We start from the raw sequence: 16,236 nt of genomic DNA on the forward strand, positions 1-16,236 counted from the left end.
CTGGGCTTCGTGAGGGCACGGGGATTGAACGCGGATCAGAGCGAAAAAAGGCGGATAAGAGCAAGAAAGAGGAGGATTGGCTGCGCCGCGATGCTTCATTTTTCCGCGCTGGACTCCAGATTCATCGGATCCTATCCGCCTTTTTTCGCTCTGATCCGCGTTCGAACCAGAACCCGTATCATCACGAAATGGGCACCTTGCCAGCGGACCTGATTGACGAACTCGGCGCACTGCTCGGGCCGGGCGGGCTGCTGCTGGATGCGGCCGAGCGGCTGGCCTACGGGTATGACAACTCGCGGCGGCAGGGGCTGCCGCTGGCGGTGGCGCTGCCGACGAACGCTGCCCAGGTGCAGGCCATCGTGCGCCTGTGCCGCGCGCACCGCCTGCCGATCGTCGCGCGCGGCCGCGGCACCAACACCACCGGCGCCAGCGTGCCGGGCGAGGATGCGCTGGTGGTCTCGTTCGAGCGCATGAACCGCCTGCTCGACGTGCGCCCGGGCGACCGCGTCGCCGTGGTCGAGCCCGGCCTGCTCAACGGCGACCTGCAGGCGGCGCTGGCGCCGCACGGCCTGTTCTGGCCGCCCGACCCCACCAGCGCGGCCTTCAGCTCGATCGGCGGCAACCTGGCCTGCAACGCCGGCGGCCCGCGCGCGGTGAAGTACGGCGCCACCCGCGACAACGTGCTCGCGCTCAAGGCCGTCACCGGCACCGGCGAGCGGGTCGAGTTCGGCGCGGCCACCACCAAGGGCGCCAGCGGCTACGACCTCTCGCGCCTGCTGATCGGCTCCGAGGGCACGCTGGCACTGATCGTCGAGGCCACGCTGCGGCTCACGCCCACGCCCACGCACCGGCGCGCGCTGCGCGCGATCTACGCCGACGTCGAAAGCGCCGCGGCGGCCGTGGCGCGCCTGATGGCGCAGCCGGTCACGCCCTCGATGCTCGAGTTCATGGACGGCGACTGCGTGCGCCTGGCGCGCGAGGTCGGCGGCGCCGACCTGCCCGTCGGCGCCGGTGCGCTGCTGATGCTCGAGGCCGACGGCGAGGCCGCGGTGCTCGACGCCGCCGAGGCCGCGCTGCGCCGCGCCGCCGAAGGGCCCGGCTGCCTGTCGGTGGACGCCGCGGCCAGCGAGGCCGGGCGCGAGACGCTCTGGGCAGCGCGCAAGGCGCTTTCGCCGGCGCTGCGCACGCTGGCGCCGGGCAAGATCAACGAGGACGTGGTGGTGCCGGTTTCGCGCATCCCGGACCTCGTCGCGGCGGTGCGCGCCGCGGCGACCGCGCAGTCGCTGGCCATCGTCTGCTTCGGGCACGCCGGCAACGGCAACCTGCACGTGAACATCCTCTACGATCCGGCCGATCCCGCGCAGGCCGCGCGCGCCAACGCCGCGCTCGAATCCGTGTTCGACGCCGTCATCGCGCTCGGCGGCCTGGTCTCGGGCGAACACGGCATCGGCCTGGCCAAGCGCGAGCTGCTCGCCCGCTCGCTTTCGCCAGCCACGCTGGCCCTGATGCGCGCGATCAAAGCGCAGTTCGACCCCGACGACCTGCTCAACCCCGGCAAGGTCCTCCCGCCGGTTTAAGACTCTGTCGCGCCATCCGGGGCAGGTTTCAACGCGGATCAAATCGGATGCAAGCGGATAACAGCGAATCAATAAATGGGGTCAGAGAACATTAACGCTTCAAGCAGTCGATTGAATCGTTAATGTTCTCTGACCCCATTTTCTTTATCAGCGTTTATCCGCTTGCATCCGATTTGATCCGCGTTCAAAAAGGCCAGGCCAGCAGCTGCAGGCAGCCCAGGGCGTAGAGGCCGGCCAGGGCGTCGTCGAGCATGGCGCCGAAGCCACCGTGCAGCTGGCGGTCGGCCCAGCTGACGGGCCAGGGTTTGGCGATGTCGAAGACGCGGAAGAGCACCAGGCCGGCCAGCATCCAGGGCCAGCCGGCGGGCGCGGCGAAGAGCGCGATCCAGACGCCGATGTATTCGTCCCAGACCACCAGTCCCGGGTCCTCGATGCGGGTTTCGCGGATGACCCAGTGCGCCGCCCAGCAGCCGATGGCGAAGCCCGCCGCGACAACGGCCAAGTAGGCCAGCGGCGAAAGATCGCGCATCAGGAACCACCACGGCAGCAGCGCCGCGAGGCTGCCCACCGTACCGGGCGCCCGCGGCGAGAAACCGGCGCCGAAGCCGGCCGCGAGCCAGCCCAGCGGGTGTTTCATCAGGCGGCGGCGGGTGCCCTCGGGAAAGCGGCTCATGCATGGCCACCGCTGAAGTGCTGGTAGCCGTCGGCCGGCGGCGTCCAGGCGTCGCCGTCGGGCGTGCCGAAGCGCAGGCCGGCGCCGGCTTCCACCTGGCCCACCACGGTGACGGGAAGGTCGATGGCTGCCATCGCCTGCTCGATCTCGAAGGCGCGGGCCGCCGGCGCGGTGAAGCACAGCTCGTAGTCATCGCCACCGGTGAGCTGCAGCGTCCAGCGCCGCGCCTCGTCGAAATGGTCGGCCAGCGTGCGCGAGGTGGGCAGGCGACCCAGTTCGAGGCGCGCGCCGACGCCGCTGGCCGCCAGCACGTGGCCGAGGTCGGCGGCCAGGCCGTCGCTGAGGTCGATGCCGGCCGTGGCCAGGCCGCGCAGCGCCAGGCCCGCCTGCACGCGCGGCGTCGGGCGATCGAGGCGATGGCGCAGCTTGGCCGAGGCCGGGCCGCGCGCGCGCCACTGCGCCAGGCCGCCGGCGGCGTCGCCGAGGGTGCCGGTGACCCAGATGTCGTCGCCCTCGCGCGCGCCGTCGCGGCGCAGCGCCTGGCCGGCCGGCACCAGCCCGTGCACGGTGATGCTCATCGACAGCGGGCCGCGCGTGGTGTCGCCGCCCACCAGCGACACGCCGTGTTCGTCGGCCAGGGCCAGGAAACCGTCGAGGAAGTCATCGAGCCAGGCGGCGTTGGCCTCGGGCAGGGTCAGCGCCAGCGTGCACCAGGCCGGCGTGGCGGCCATCGCGGCCAGGTCGCTGAGGTTCACCGCCAGCGCCTTGTGGCCGATGTCGGCCGGCGCGGTGTCGTCGGGGAAATGCACGCCGGCCACCAGCGTGTCGCAGCTCACCACCAGCTCGTGGCCGGGCGGCACGGCCAACACCGCGGCGTCGTCGCCGATGCCCAGCACCACGTCGTCGCGGCGCCCGGCGCGGGCGCGGATGCGTTCGATCAGGGCGAACTCGCCCGGCATCAGGACCGGCGGGCGGCCTGCGCCTCGGCCGCGCGCCAGGCGGCGGCGGCGTGGTCGAGCACGCCGTTGACGTAGGTGTGGCCGTGTTCGGAACCAAAGCGCTTGGTGGTCTCGATGGCCTCGTTGATCACCACGCGGTAGGGCACGTCCGGGCGGTGGCGCAGCTCGTAGGCGGCGATGCGCAGCACCGCGCGCTCGATCGGGTCGACCTGGTCGATGCCGCGGTCGAGGAAAGCCGCCAGGGCTTCGTCCAGCGCCGCGAGGTTCTTCTCGACGCCGCGCACCAGGTCCTCGAAGTACTCGAGGTCGGCCACTTCCATGTCCTGCTCGTTGCGGAACTGCTCGATCACCTTGGTGATGGCGGTGTTCGACAGCTGCCAGGCGTAAAGCGCCTGCAGCGCGCGGCGGCGGGCGCGCGAGCGCGCGTGCGGGTCGATGCCGTCGGGGCGGGTGTGCTTCATGCCAGTTTTCCGATCAGGTTGGCCATTTCGATGACGACCAGCGCCGCCTCCTCGCCCTTGTTGCCGTGGCTGCCGCCGGCGCGGGCCTCGGCATCGGCGTAGTCGTCCACCGCCAGCACGCCGTTGGCCACCGGCACGCCGGTATCGAGCGCCACGCGCATCAGGCCGCGCGCGCACTCGTCGGCCACCTGCTCGAAGTGGCGGGTGTCGCCGCGCACCACGCAGCCCAGGGCCACCACGCCGGCGTAGCCGACCCGGTCGAGGACGTTGGCGGCGGCCACGGGCAGTTCCCAGGCGCCGGGCACGCGGATCAGGTCCACGGCCTCGTCGGCCACGCCGTTGGCGGCGAAGGCGCGGCGCGCGCCGTCCACCAGCGCATCGGTGATGCGCGGGTTCCAGCGGCTGGCGAGGATGGCGTAGCGGGCGCCGGCAGGGCTGCGGACGTCGCCTTCGAAGTGGGCCATGGCGGGGCGGGTCGGGGGAAAGGCCGCCAGTTTACCGCGCCGGGGGCTCCACGTACTCCACGACCTCAAGGCCATAGCCGGCCAGGCCCACCTGGCGGCGCGGCGTGCCGAGCACGCGCAGCTTGCCCAGGCCCAGGTCGTGCAGGATCTGGGCGCCGGCGCCGTTGCGGCGCCACTCGCGGGCCCGCGGGGCCTCGGCCTGGCTGGTTTCCGTGATGCGCGCGAGCAGGTCGTCGGGCGACAGCGGCTCGCTGAGCACCACCACCACGCCCTCGCCCGCCGCGGCCACCGCGGCCAGGGCGTCGCCCGCGCTGACGCCGAAATCAGCGCGCCGCCAGTGCAGCACGTCCGAGAGCGGGTTCTTCACGTGCACGCGCACCAGGGTGGGCGTGTCGGCGCGCGGCTGGCCGTGCACCAGGGCGAAATGCAGGTCGCGGCTGAGCCGGTCGCGGTAGGTGACCAGGCGGAAGGCGCCGTGGGCCGTGTCCACCGCGCGCTCGTCCACGCGCTCGACGGTGTGCTCGGTCTCGAGGCGATAGCGGATCAGCTCCTCGATCGAGCCGATCTTCAGGCCGTGCTCGGCGGCGAACTTCTCGAGCTCCGGGCGCCGCGCCATCGAACCGTCGGGGTTGAGGATCTCCACCAGCACGCCGGCCGGCTCCAGGCCGGCCAGCAGCGACAGGTCGCTGGCCGCCTCGGTGTGGCCGCTGCGGGTGAGCACGCCACCGGGCTGGGCCATCAGCGGGAAGATGTGGCCGGGCTGGGTCAGGTCCTCGGCCGCGGCGTCGGGGCGCACGGCGGTGCGGATGGTGTGGGCGCGGTCGTAGGCGCTGATGCCGGTGGTGACGCCCTCGGCGGCCTCGATCGAGACGGTGAAGTTGGTGTGGTAGGGCGAGTTGTTATCGCGCACCATCGGGCCCAGGCCCAGCTGGCGGCAGCGCTCGCGCGTCAGCGACAGGCACACCAGGCCGCGCGCATGCGTGACCATGAAATTGATGTCGGACGGCTTGACGAGCTCGGCGGCCATGATCAGGTCGCCCTCGTTCTCGCGGTCCTCGTCGTCGACGATGACGACCATGCGGCCCTGGCGGATTTCCTCGAGCAGTTCGGGAACGGTGGCAAAGCTCATTTCGATTCCTCGCGGGTCGCCAGCAGGCGCTCGACGTAGCGGGCGACGGTGTCGACCTCCAGGTTGACCGGATCACCCGGCTTGGTTTCACCAAAAGCCGTGTGCGCCACGGTGTGCGGCACGAGGTTCACCTCGAAGCCGGCGTCGTCGACGGCATTGACGGTAAGGCTGGTGCCATCGACCGCGATCGAGCCCTTCACCGCCACGTAGCGCAGCACCGAGGCCGGCGCGCTGAAGCGCCAGCGCTGGCTGCGGCCGTCCTCCCACACCTTGTCGACCGTGCCGACGGCGTCGACGTGGCCCGAGACCAGATGCCCGCCGAGGCGGTCGGTCGGCAACAGCGAACGCTCGAGGTTCACCGCGGCCCCGATATCGAGCGCGCCGAGCTTGGTCAGCGCCAGGGTCTCGTTCGAGACGTCGGCGTCCCAGCCGGCCTCGTCCCAGCCCACCACGGTGAGGCAGCAGCCGCTGACGGCGATCGACTCGCCCAGGGCGATGTCGTCGTGGGCCAGCGTGCCCCAGGAAAAGCGCAGGCGCTGGTCGCCGCCGCGCACTTCGCGGGCCAGCAGGCGGCCAACGGATTGGATCAGACCGGTGAACATGGACGGAAGAGCCTCGGGCCGGGGCGAAACGCCGGCGAAACCGCGATTCTACCGGGCCCGGCCGCCACGGGCCGATGAAACCGGCCGCCGCCCCGCAACACTGGGTCGCGTCGGCGGCCCGTCCGTTGCGCCGGACGGGCCGCCTGGGACGCCTAGAGCCCGGCCAGCACGGCCGCCTGACGACCGTCGCGGACCGCGCCCGGCGCCGTTTCGCCCTCGAATACACCGTTGCCGAGGTTGAGCACGCCTTCGAAGTGCAGGCTTGGGCGCACCTCGCCCGGCTCGGCGTTGTCCTCCAGCGCCAGGCCGCGGGCGCGCAGCGTGCCGAAGTTGAGGATGCCGCCGGCCGCCGCCACCGCCTCGTAGGTGCCCAGCACCCGGTTGCCGTGCACCCGCGTGGCCTCGAGCACCATCTGGCCGTAGTTGAGCACCGTGCCGGCGTCGCGGCGGCCGGCAAACAGCAGGTTGTGGGCGATCTCGCTGTCGCGGGCCGTGATGAGGCCGTGGTTGAGCACGATCGCCGAGGCCTGGCGCACCGAGCTGTCGACGATGGAAACGTTGTGCAGGGTCAGTTCGCCGAAGTTGCGCACCGCGCCGTCGGTGCCCTCGGCCAGCACGAGGTCATACACCCGCAGCTGGGCGCCCTCGCCCACCTCGAGCAGGCTGGCCGGCCGCGCGCTGTAGCCGCGGACCTCGGCATGGTTGCCCTCGAGGGTCAGGCGGTCGGAAACGACAGGCAGCAGCAGTCCCTCGCGGGACTCCTGCGTCAGGACATACAGGCCGCGACGGGCCAGGCGGATGGTGGTGTGGCCAGGGCTGGCATTGGCCTGCTCGATGGCCCGTACCAGGCCCTCGACGTCGTTGTTGGCGATTTCCACGGTGGCCTGCCGGGTGCAGGCGCAAAGGCCGGTGATCAGGACGAGCAGCAGCAAGGTGCGCGACGCGGGCATGGGGCGTTCTCCTGAAGGGTGACCCGCATCCACCCTTCCATGCCCGGCATAGAGCAAGCGCTCGACCGGACTCGCGTCAACTGGGCCGTCGCCTCAGGCTGAGCCTGAGGTCGGGGCCGACCTGGCGCGATTCGACCAGCTCGAGCGCCAGGCGCTCGGCCATCGACGCAGGCGTCACGCCCGCCAGCAGCGGGCGGCCGCTTTCGCCCAGCAGCACCGGGGCGATGTAGACCAGCAGCTCGTCGGCCAGGCCCGCCGACACCAGCGCGCCCGACAGCGTGGCACCGGCCTCCACCTGCAGTTCGTTGATGCCGCGCTGCCCGAGCTGGGCCAGCACCGCGCCCAAGTCCAGGCCGCCCTCGATGCGGCGCACGGCGAACGCATCCACCTCGTCGCCGTAGTCGGGAACGATGTCGTCGCCGTGCACGGCCAGGGTGGGCGCCGCGCCGTCGGTGAGCAGGCCGGCGCCGGCCGGCAGCCGGCCTCGCTCGTCGAGCACCACGCGCAGCGGCGGGATGAAGGCCTCGTCGTCCGGAAGGCGCACCGTCAGCTTCGGGTCGTCGGCCAGCACCGTGCCGATGCCGGTGAGGATGGCGCCCGAGCGCGCACGCCAGCGCATCACGTCGGCGCGCGAGGCCTCGGAGGTGATCCACTTCGAGCTGCCGTCGGCCAGCGCCGTGCGTCCGTCCAGGCTCATGCCCAGCTTCACCCGCACCCAGGGCCGGCCTCGCTCGATGCGCGAGAAGAAGCCGCGGTTGAGGTGGCGCGCCGCCGCTTCCATCAACCCGAACTCCACCGTGACGCCGGCGGCCTCGAGCTTGGCGAAGCCCTGCCCCGCCACCTGGTGGAAGGGATCGCGGCAGGCCGCCACCACGCGGGTGATGCCCGCCGCCACCAGCGCATCGGCGCAGGGCGGCGTGCGCCCGTGGTGGGCGCAGGGCTCGAGCGTGACGTAGGCGGTGGCCCCGGCGGCGCGGCCGCCGGCGGCGCGCAGCGCGTGCACTTCGGCATGCGGCTCGCCGGCGCGCGCGTGCCAGCCCTCGCCCAGCACGCGGCCACCGTCGGCGATCACGCAGCCGACCATCGGGTTGGGCCGCGCGGTGAAGGCGCCGCGCGCGGCCAGCTGCAGGGCGCGCGCCATGTGGGCGTGGTCGTGGGCGGAGAACGCACTCATGCCGGCAGGATATCCATCAGGTGCACCGCGTGGCCACGCAGCGTGGCGGTGCCCAGGTCACGCCAGCCCAGGGCGGCGTAGAAGTCGACGTGTTCGGGCGTGAACAGCCACAGCCTGGGAACCCCCTCGCGCGCGGCCAGGGCCACGCATTCGCGCACCAGCGCCCGGCCGATGCCGCGGCCCCGGCATTCGGGCCGGACGAACAGGCTGGCCAGCCAGGCGTCGCCCACCGTCGTGAACTCGGGCGCGTCCTCGTCCACCAGGCTCACCGAACCCACCGGCGCGTCGCCCTCGAGCGCGACGAGCGTGGTGGGCCGGCCGCGGCGCGTGGCGTGGTCGCGCAGCTCCTCGGTGGCGGCCTGCAGGCTCCAGTCGGACGGGTCGTAGAAATGGCCCCAGTGGGCGTGGTGCCAGGCGGCCAGCGTCGCGGCAAGGCCGGGTACCTCGGCCAGGGGCCGGATGACCACGACGCTCACTTGCGGGCCTTGTCGGGCGCTCCGTCGAGCAGCGGCAGCTGCAGGCCCTCGAGGCCGGGCAGGTCGCGCTCGAGGCGCTCGATCTCCTCGCGGAAGGCCTGCACGTCCTCGAACTTGCGGTACACCGAGGCGAAGCGCACGTAGGCCACCTGGTCGAGCTTCTTGAGCTCGGCCATCACGAATTCGCCCACGCGCAGCGAGGGCAGCTCGCGCTCGCCGCTCAGGCGCAGGGCGTGGATGACGGCGCGCACGGCGCCGTCGATGTCCTCGGCCGAGACCGGGCGTTTTTGCAGGGCGCGCTCGAAGCTCACCCGCAGCTTGCGCTCGTCGAAGGCTTCGCGGCGGCCGTCGCTCTTGACGATGGCCGGAAGCTTGAGCTCGGCCGTCTCGAAAGTGTTGAAGCGCTCGCCGCAGTGCTCGCACTCGCGGCGGCGGCGGATGGTGCTGCCGTCCTCGGACACGCGCGAGTCGATCACGCGGGTGTCTTCGTGCTGGCAGAAGGGGCAGTGCATCCGCGCGCGGTCAGCCGTACACCGGGAAGGCGCGGCACTGCCTGGTCACGTTGTCGCGCACGCCTGCGATCACGTTCTCGTCGGTGGGCGCGTCGAGCACGTCGCAGATCCAGTTCGCCAGGGCCACGCACTCGGGCTCCTTGTAGCCGCGGGTGGTGACCGCCGGCGTGCCGATGCGCAGGCCCGAGGTGACGAAGGGCGAGCGCGGGTCGCCCGGCACCGAGTTCTTGTTCACGGTGATGTGGGCGGCGCCCAGCGCGGCCTCGGCGTCCTTGCCGGTGACGTCGCGGCCGATCAGGTCGATCAGCATCAGGTGGTTGAGCGTGCCGCCGGAGACGATCTTGTAGCCGCGGTCCATGATCGTGTTGGCCATGGCCTGGGCGTTCTTGATGACCTGGGCCTGGTAGTCCTTGAAGGACGGTTCCAGCGCTTCCTTGAAGGCCACCGCCTTGGCGGCGATCACGTGCATCAGCGGGCCGCCCTGGGTGCCGGGGAACACGAGCGACTGGAACTTCTTCTCCAGCTCCTCGTTGGCCTTGGCCAGGATGATGCCGCCGCGCGGGCCGCGCAGGGTCTTGTGGGTGGTGGAGGTGACCACGTCGGCATGCGGCACCGGGTTCGGGTACAGGCCCGCGGCCACCAGGCCGGCCACGTGCGCCATGTCGACGAAGAAGTACGCGCCCACCGACTTGGCGATCTGCGCCATGCGCGCCCAGTCCACCACCTGCGAGTAGGCGCTGAAGCCGGCGATCAGCATCCTGGGCTTGTGCTCGTCGGCCAGGCGCTGGACCTCGTCGTAATCGATCAGGCCCTGCTCGTCCACGCCGTACTGCACGGCGTTGTAGGTCTTGCCGCTGAAGTTGACCTTGGCACCGTGGGTGAGGTGGCCGCCGTGGGCCAGGCTCATGCCCAGCACGGTGTCGCCCGGCTGCAGCAGGGCCATGTAGACGGCGATGTTGGCCGACGAGCCCGAGTGCGGCTGCACGTTGGCGTAGTCGGCGCCGTAGAGCTGCCTGACGCGGGCGATGGCCAGCTTCTCGGCGATGTCCACGTACTCGCAGCCGCCGTAGTAGCGCTTGCCCGGATAACCCTCGGCGTACTTGTTGGTCAGCACGCTGCCCTGGGCCTCGAGCACGCGCGGGCTGGCGTAGTTCTCCGAGGCGATCAGCTCGACGTGGTCCTCCTGGCGGCGGGCCTCCTGGGCGATGGCCCGGGCGAGCTCCTCGTCGTAACCAGCGATCTGCATGTCCTTGGCAAACATCGGGGCGCGCTTCCTGTGGGGCTTTCGAGGCGGAAATTGTAGCCCCGGCGGGGGTTTGCGGCCAGCGACGAACCACGGCCGCGAACCAGGTTCATTTTTCCCGCCCGCCGGGCCGGCCAGTCGCCGGTCGGCCCGGCGGGCGGGAAAAATGAACCTGGTTCGTTCGGTTCAGGCGGGAAAAATGGACCTTGTGCGGTCGCTTTTCGGCGATAATGGCCGATTCGAAGCAGACCAGACGGCCGCCCCGCCCCCGGGCCGGCCCCACCCCCGACCGCGCCCGCGCGCGGCGCCCAGGACGAAGAGCCCCATGTCGCAATACATCTACACCATGATCGGCGTCAGCAAGACCGTGCCGCCGAAGCGCCAGATCATCAAGGACATCTCGCTGTCGTTCTTCCCGGGTGCCAAGATCGGCCTGCTGGGCCTCAACGGCGCCGGCAAGTCGACGGTGCTGCGCATCATGGCCGGCGTCGATACCGACTTCACCGGCGAGGCCCGCCCGCAGCCGGGCATCAAGATCGGCTATCTCGAGCAGGAGCCCAAGCTCAACCCCGAGCACACCGTGCGCGAGGCGGTGGAGGAAGGCGTGGGCGAGATCATGCAGGCGCAGGCGCGCCTGGACGAGGTCTACGCCGCCTACGCCGAGGAAGGCGCCGATTTCGACAAGCTGGCCAAGGAGCAGGAGCGCCTGGAGGCGATCCTGGCCTCGGGCGACGCCCACACCCTCGAGCAGCAGCTCGAGGTGGCCGCCGACGCCCTGCGCCTGCCGCCCTGGGACGCCGTCGTCGGCAAGCTCTCGGGCGGCGAGAAGCGCCGCGTGGCCCTGTGCCGCCTGCTGCTGAGCAAGCCCGACATGCTGCTGCTCGACGAGCCCACCAACCACCTCGATGCCGAGTCGGTCGAGTGGCTGGAGCAGTTCCTGGCCCGCTACCCGGGCACCGTGGTGGCCGTCACCCACGACCGCTACTTCCTCGACAACGCCGCCGAGTGGATCCTCGAGCTCGACCGCGGCCGCGGCATCCCGTGGAAGGGCAACTACACCGAGTGGCTGACCCAGAAGGACGAGCGCCTCAAGCAGGAAGAGAGCTCGGAGAAGGCCCGCCAGAAGGCCATCCAGAAGGAGCTCGAGTGGGCCCGCCAGAACGCCAAGGGCGGCCGCTCGAAGGGCAAGGCGCGCCTGGCCCGCATCGAGGAGCTGCAGGCGGTCGACTACCAGAAGCGCAACGAGACCAACGAGATCTTCATCCCGCCGGGCGAGCGCCTGGGCAGCAAGGTGATCGAGTTCAAGAACGTCTCGAAGAAGTTCGGCGACCGCCTGCTCATCGACGACCTGAGCTTCACCGTGCCGGCCGGCGCCATCGTCGGCATCATCGGCCCCAACGGCGCCGGCAAGTCGACGCTGTTCAAGATGATCACGGGCCAGGAGAAGCCGGACTCGGGTTCGATCGAGCTCGGCCCGACGGTCAAGCTGGCCTACGTGGACCAGAGCCGCGACAAGCTCGACGGCAACCACAACGTCTTCCAGGAAGTCTCGGGCGGCGCCGACATCCTCAACATCAACGGCATCGAGATCCAGTCGCGCGCCTACATCGGCCGCTTCAACTTCAAGGGCCAGGACCAGCAGAAGATGGTCGGCACGCTCTCGGGCGGTGAACGCGGCCGCCTGCACCTGGCCAAGACGCTGCTGCAGGGCGGCAACGTGCTGCTGCTCGACGAGCCGTCCAACGACCTGGACATCGAAACCCTGCGCGCGCTGGAAGACGCCCTGCTCGAGTTCCCGGGCAACGCCTTCGTGATCTCGCACGACCGCTGGTTCCTCGACCGCATCGCCACGCACATCCTGGCCTTCGAGGGCGACTCGCACGTGGAGTTCTTCATGGGCAACTACCGCGAGTACGAAGAGGACAAGAAGCGCCGCCTCGGCGCGGAAGGCGCCCAGCCGCACCGCATCCGCTTCAAGGCCCTCAAGTAAGACCCCCTGCCCCCTCCCCGCGAGGGGGCCGTTTTTTGGGTCAGCCGCGCAGGCTCTGCCAGATCTGGCGGGTCAGTACGGCGGTGAAGTGGGCCCAGAGTGCGATGAAGAGCACCGGCTGCAGCAGGGCCGGCGTGCCGGCGGCCTCGAACTTGCGGAAGTAACGCCACAGGCCGCGGTGCTTCTGCAGCTCCACCCAGGCCGGGCGGCGGCGGCTGGACACGCCGCGCACGTGGGTGACCCAGAGCTGGTTGGCCACCACCACCTCGTAGCCGGCCTCGCGCACGCGGCGGCACAGGTCGAGGTCCTCCGCGTGCAGCCGGTAGCCCTCGTCGAAACCCTCCAGGCGCACGAACAGCACCGTCGGCAGCAGCATCAGCGCGCCCGAGACCGCATCCACCGGCTGCACCGCCAGGGCCGGGTCCTTGCCCAGGAACAGGTGCTCGCGCTTGCCCAGGCTCAGCAGCTGCTCGCGCAGCGACGGGTCGGCGCGGCGCGAAGCCGGATCGGGCACGCCGCGCTCGTCGCGCTGCTCCACGCCCAGCAGGCCGGCACCGGGGCGCGCCATCGCGCAGTCCACCAGCCGGGCCAGGGTGTCGCGGTTGACGAAGGCGTCCGGGTTCACGAAGGCCACCCAGGGCTGGGCGATGGCCGTCGCGCCCTGGTTGCAGGCGGCGCCGAAGCCGCGGTTGTCCGGGTTGCGCACCAGCCCCAGGCGCGGGTCGCGGCGCGCCAGGCGCTCGACGATGGCCGCGGTGTCATCGGGCGAGGCGTTGTCGATCACCACCACCCGGGCGACATCGCGCGCCGCCAGCAGCGCCGCCAGGCAGCGCTCGATGGTGGCCGCGCTGGCGTACGTGACCACCACCACGCCGATGTCGCGCGTGCCGAAGTCCGGCACGCCCCCCGGGGCGGGCGTGGTGTGTTCGCCGGTGAGCGGCGGCAGCGGGTGCTCGTGCATGCCGCGATGCTAGCCGAACAGGTCGCGCTGAGGGCCCGAGCGCTGCAGCGCCTCGAGGTTTTCCTGCAGCCGCGCGCGATGCGGGCGCAGCGGGTCGTCGAGCAGGAAACGCGCCACCTGCTCGTGGTAGCCGGGCCAGCGCGCCAGCAGGCGGCCCAGGTTGTCCCCGTCCGGCGGCAGGTCGAGTGCACCGAACGACGCGCCGCCCTGGTGCACGACGTAGGCGGTGTCGCACAGCACGTTGCGCCAGCCCATGGCGGCCGCGCGCAGGCTGAAGTCGTCCTGCTCGCCGCCGCCGATGCCGAAGGTGGCCGCGTCGAAGCCCCCCAGCTGGCGCAGCGCCGCGCGCCGCACGTACATGCAAAAACCCGCCGCGGCCGGGATGTCCGGCCAGGCCGGCGAGGACATCGCCGCGGCCTCGGCCAGGGTTTCGGGATGCCCGGGCGCCGGATTGGGCTCGCCCAGGCGCGGGAAGGAGCAGGTGTCGGCGTTGTTCGACCAGGGCGTGGCGGTGGCGATGCGCGGATCGCCGGCGGCGCAGCGGGCCAGCTGCTGCAGCCAGCCGGGCGTCACCACGGTGTCCGAGTCGAGCAGCACCACGTCGGCCTCGCCCGTCTCGGCGAAGGCGGCGTTGCAGTTGGCCGGATAGCCCATGTTGAGCTCGCGGCGCACGTAGCGCGCATCGAGCGCGCTGCGGTAGCACCAGCCGCGTGCCATGGGGTTGATTCGCGGGTCCGGCGAGGCGTCGTCGGCCAGCAGCACCTTCGCGCCCGCCGGCAGCGTGCGTTCCAGCGAAGCCAGGCAGGCGTCGAGCGCCTCGAGCGCGTTGTGGATGGTGACGACGACGACAGGCAAGGGGCCCGCGTCGCCCGGGCGGGGCACGGCGGCGACCATGTCAGCGGCCGTCGTTGCCCCGGCGCAGCGGCTCGAGCGCGCGGAAGCGCTCGCCGTATTCGTCGGTCAGGCGCCGCGCCTCGTTCGGGTCGCGGACCACGCGCGGCGTCACGAGGATGATGACTTCGGTGCGCAGCTTGTCCTGGGTCTTGCGGCCGAACAGCCCGCCGACCACCGGCAGCCGGCTCAGGCCGGGCAGGCCGTCGCTGCCGTCGAGCGTGCTGTCGGAGATCAGGCCGGCCAGCATCACCGTTTCGCCGCTCTGCACGGCGGCCTCGGTGGTGAGCTTTCGCTTGTTGATGGCGAGGTTGCCGTTCGCATCGGGCGAGTCGCCCGGCGAACTCACTTCCTGCTCGATCTCCATGAACACCGTGCCGTCGCGGCTGATGCGCGGGGTGACGGTGAGGATGACGCCGGTGTCGAGGTACTGCACCTGGGTGAAGGTGCCGGTGCCGCCGCCGCCATCGATCGGGTTGAAGCTGGTGGAGTTGACCGGGATCTTGGTGCCCACGTCGAGCTTGGCCTCGGCGTTGTTGCGCACCACCACCGAGGGCGTGGACAGCACGCGCACGTCGGAATAACGATCGAGCGCCGAGATCACCGCGGCGGCATTGCGGCCCAGGAAGGTCCAGGACAGGCCGTCCTCGCCGACGCTGCCGGCCAGGTCGCCCCAGATGGTGCGGCCGGCCGCGGCGGGCAGGCCTTCGTCGGCCACCGCGTTTTCGAAGAACCAGTTCACGCCGTAGCTGAGCCGGCCGTTGAGCTGCACCTCGACCACCTGCGCCTCGATGTGCACCTGCAGCGGCATGGTGTCGAGCCGCTCGATGGTGCGGCGGATCGACTCCCACTGGCCGGGCGTGGCGCGCACCAGCAGTGCGTTGCTCTCTTCGACCGCGCTCACCGACACGCCTTCGGTGCTGCCCACGGACACGCCGGCCCCGGCGCTTGCGCCGGTGGCGGCCGAGGCACGGTCGACCGCGGCGGCGCGCGCCTTCGGGTCGGCGGCGTCCGTCGCCGGGGTGTTGATGGAGCGCAGCTGCACGGGCTCGAGCCCCGGCATCAGCGACGGCGGGCCACCCGTGGCGGTGGACGGGCCCACCGCGGCGGCGCCGCCGAAGACCAGGTTGAGCTGCTCGGCCAGGTCCACGGCCTTCATGTAGAGCACTTCGTAGGTGTACAGGCGCGCGCCCTCGCCGCCGCCGGCGTCCAGGCGTTCGATCCAGGCCTGCACCTCGCGCAGGTAGCGCGGCTGCGGCGTGATCACCAGCACGGCGTTCTGGCCGCGCAGCGGCATGAAGCGGAACATGCCCGCCACCGGCGTGTTGCCGTCGGCGCCGAACACGGCCTCGAGGTCGGACACCACCGCCTCGGCCTCGGACGACATCAGCGGGTAGACGCCCACCGACATGCCGGCCAGCCAGTCGACGTCGAAGATCTCCACCGTGCGCAGGTAGTTCTGCAGCTCTGCGCGGGTGCCGGCCAGCACGATCAGGTTGCGCGAGGCGTCGGTGCTGACCACGGCGTTGGGGCGCGCGTAGGGCTCGAGCAGCTTCTTCATCTCGGAGGCCGAGATGTAGCGCAGCGGCACCGCGCGCACTTCGTAGCCGCGGGCATTGGCCACGCCGCCGGTGCGCGGCGAGAGGTTGCCGGCCAGCGCCTGCTCGGTGGGCAGCACGTTGTAGCGGCCGTCGAGCCAGACCAGGCGCGCGTTGTTCCAGCCCAGCACCATCTCCAGCAGGCCCAGGGCCTGCGCGGCGTTCACCGGGCGCGGCGTGGCCAGCGTCACCTGGCCCTGCACGCCCGGCGCGATGACGTAGTTCTGCTGCAGCAGGTCGCCGAGGATGACCTTGACCACCGCGTGCACCGGCTCGCCCTCGAAGTTGAAGGTGGCCTCGCCCGGCATGTCCAGCGACGGCGGCGGCGTGGCCGCGACGCGCTCGTTGATGACGGTACCGGTGCCGGGCGTGAGCACGGCCGACACCGCCGGCGACGTGGTTTCGGCGGCGTCCGCGACCGGCGCGTCGGTGGTGGCCTCGCGGCTGATCACCGGCTGGCCGGCCAGCGGGTCGGCGCCGCGCTGCACCACCGGCGTCGGCACGCCGGCGCAGCCCGCGAGGAAGGCCAGCAGGGCCGGCAGGAGGACGGTGGTCGAACGGTGGCTGGACTTCATG

The 16,236-nt window shown here is 71.5% G+C and carries 16 protein-coding genes; 2 read left to right on the forward strand and 14 right to left on the reverse strand.

Annotated elements, in window-relative coordinates:
* Positions 1-188 precede the first annotated feature (188 nt).
* A complete protein-coding gene (locus tag ABS41_RS08310; protein WP_290592807.1) occupies positions 189-1,577 on the forward strand; it encodes an FAD-linked oxidase C-terminal domain-containing protein in 1,389 nt (462 codons plus the stop codon).
* 184 nt (positions 1,578-1,761) lie between these two features.
* Here the strand turns inward: ABS41_RS08310 and ABS41_RS08315 are convergent, their stop codons facing one another.
* The 11 genes from ABS41_RS08315 to glyA all read right to left on the reverse strand — a co-directional run bounded on the left by ABS41_RS08315 (position 1,762) and on the right by glyA (position 10,238).
* Complete coding sequence (locus tag ABS41_RS08315) at positions 1,762-2,250, reverse strand: phosphatidylglycerophosphatase A (protein WP_290592809.1); 489 nt, start codon at positions 2,248-2,250, stop codon at positions 1,762-1,764.
* A complete protein-coding gene (gene thiL / locus ABS41_RS08320; protein WP_290592812.1) occupies positions 2,247-3,209 on the reverse strand; it encodes a thiamine-phosphate kinase in 963 nt (320 codons plus the stop codon). Before thiL ends, ABS41_RS08315 begins: the two co-directional genes overlap by 4 nt.
* On the reverse strand, positions 3,209-3,670 hold the full coding sequence (gene nusB / locus ABS41_RS08325; protein ID WP_290592814.1) for a transcription antitermination factor NusB: 462 nt from the start codon (positions 3,668-3,670) through the stop codon (positions 3,209-3,211). Before nusB ends, thiL begins: the two co-directional genes overlap by 1 nt.
* Positions 3,667-4,134: a 6,7-dimethyl-8-ribityllumazine synthase gene (gene ribH, locus ABS41_RS08330; RefSeq protein WP_290592816.1), complete on the reverse strand. Its 468-nt coding sequence runs from the start codon at positions 4,132-4,134 to the stop codon at positions 3,667-3,669. Before ribH ends, nusB begins: the two co-directional genes overlap by 4 nt.
* 31 nt (positions 4,135-4,165) lie before the next feature.
* Entirely contained in the window at positions 4,166-5,263 is a 1,098-nt protein-coding gene (gene ribB / locus ABS41_RS08335; RefSeq protein WP_290592818.1) for a 3,4-dihydroxy-2-butanone-4-phosphate synthase, read from the reverse strand.
* Positions 5,260-5,865, reverse strand: coding sequence for a riboflavin synthase (locus ABS41_RS08340; protein WP_290592820.1), 606 nt, complete (start codon positions 5,863-5,865; stop codon positions 5,260-5,262). The genes ribB and ABS41_RS08340 overlap by 4 nt, the downstream gene beginning before the upstream one ends.
* Before the next feature lie 152 nt (positions 5,866-6,017).
* Complete coding sequence (locus ABS41_RS08345; protein WP_290592822.1) at positions 6,018-6,815, reverse strand: hypothetical protein; 798 nt, start codon at positions 6,813-6,815, stop codon at positions 6,018-6,020.
* A gap of 76 nt (positions 6,816-6,891) precedes the next feature.
* Positions 6,892-7,989 carry a bifunctional diaminohydroxyphosphoribosylaminopyrimidine deaminase/5-amino-6-(5-phosphoribosylamino)uracil reductase RibD gene (ribD, locus tag ABS41_RS08350; RefSeq protein WP_290592824.1) on the reverse strand — a complete coding sequence of 366 codons (1,098 nt, stop codon included), beginning with the start codon at positions 7,987-7,989 and terminating at the stop codon, positions 6,892-6,894.
* Entirely contained in the window at positions 7,986-8,465 is a 480-nt protein-coding gene (locus ABS41_RS08355; RefSeq protein WP_290592826.1) for a GNAT family N-acetyltransferase, read from the reverse strand. The genes ribD and ABS41_RS08355 overlap by 4 nt, the downstream gene beginning before the upstream one ends.
* Complete coding sequence (gene nrdR / locus ABS41_RS08360; protein WP_290592828.1) at positions 8,462-8,977, reverse strand: transcriptional regulator NrdR; 516 nt, start codon at positions 8,975-8,977, stop codon at positions 8,462-8,464. The genes ABS41_RS08355 and nrdR overlap by 4 nt, the downstream gene beginning before the upstream one ends.
* Before the next feature lie 10 nt (positions 8,978-8,987).
* Positions 8,988-10,238: a serine hydroxymethyltransferase gene (gene glyA / locus ABS41_RS08365; protein WP_290592830.1), complete on the reverse strand. Its 1,251-nt coding sequence runs from the start codon at positions 10,236-10,238 to the stop codon at positions 8,988-8,990.
* 307 nt (positions 10,239-10,545) lie between these two features.
* Here glyA and ettA point away from each other — a divergent pair, with 307 nt between their 5' ends.
* Positions 10,546-12,210 (forward strand): energy-dependent translational throttle protein EttA, encoded by a 1,665-nt coding sequence (gene ettA, locus ABS41_RS08370; RefSeq protein WP_290592832.1) that lies wholly within the window; start codon positions 10,546-10,548, stop codon positions 12,208-12,210.
* 40 nt (positions 12,211-12,250) lie between these two features.
* On the opposite strand, the gene ABS41_RS08375 is transcribed toward ettA, so the two are convergent.
* From ABS41_RS08375 to gspD, 3 genes are read right to left on the reverse strand one after another with little or no spacing between them, the layout of a single operon-like run.
* A complete protein-coding gene (locus ABS41_RS08375; RefSeq protein WP_290592834.1) occupies positions 12,251-13,171 on the reverse strand; it encodes a glycosyltransferase family 2 protein in 921 nt (306 codons plus the stop codon).
* 9 nt (positions 13,172-13,180) lie between these two features.
* The gene (locus ABS41_RS08380; RefSeq protein WP_290592836.1) at positions 13,181-14,065 is read right to left on the reverse strand and encodes a glycosyltransferase; all 885 of its coding nucleotides are present in this window, start codon (positions 14,063-14,065) and stop codon (positions 13,181-13,183) included.
* 1 nt (position 14,066) lies between these two features.
* The gene (gspD, locus tag ABS41_RS08385; RefSeq protein WP_290592838.1) at positions 14,067-16,235 is read right to left on the reverse strand and encodes a type II secretion system secretin GspD; all 2,169 of its coding nucleotides are present in this window, start codon (positions 16,233-16,235) and stop codon (positions 14,067-14,069) included.
* Between the last annotated feature and the right edge of the window lies 1 nt (position 16,236).

This window comes from Arenimonas sp. SCN 70-307 (assembly GCF_001724815.1).
Taxonomy (GTDB): domain Bacteria; phylum Pseudomonadota; class Gammaproteobacteria; order Xanthomonadales; family Xanthomonadaceae; genus Arenimonas.